The organism is Citrobacter sp. TBCS-14 (genome assembly GCF_005280805.1).
Taxonomy (GTDB): domain Bacteria; phylum Pseudomonadota; class Gammaproteobacteria; order Enterobacterales; family Enterobacteriaceae; genus Citrobacter; species Citrobacter gillenii.
The window spans coordinates 1-272 of sequence record NZ_SZWM01001108.1; the positions used below are offsets into that span (position 1 = coordinate 1).

At 47.1% G+C, this 272-nt stretch carries 1 protein-coding gene; it reads left to right on the plus strand.

Annotated features, from left to right (window positions below):
• The coding region (locus FDX22_RS24280) for a ferritin-like domain-containing protein (RefSeq protein WP_304571823.1) at positions 1 to 141 on the plus strand (141 nt) is incomplete at its 5' end.
• Positions 142 to 272: the final 131 nt, after the last annotated feature.

The following is a 272-nucleotide window of genomic DNA, read 5'->3' on the forward strand; positions in this document are numbered from 1 at the left end:
CAGGAGACCGTGGTTAAAACTGCACGCTCCCTGTTCCCGCTCGTTAATAATGCGAATGATGAAGCCACAGCAGATCTGCTTACACAACGTATCCAGTTACATGAGAAAACTGCCTGGATGTTGCGTAGCCTGCTTGAATAATGTCACCCCGTGGCAGCAGAAAAAACGGTTTGTCAGCCACAGGCTATTACTGACAGTGCAGAATCATCCGTGTTCCTGTGGCTGTTTTTTCTGACCGTCACAGTATTAAACACCATTGAATCAGTGGGTTA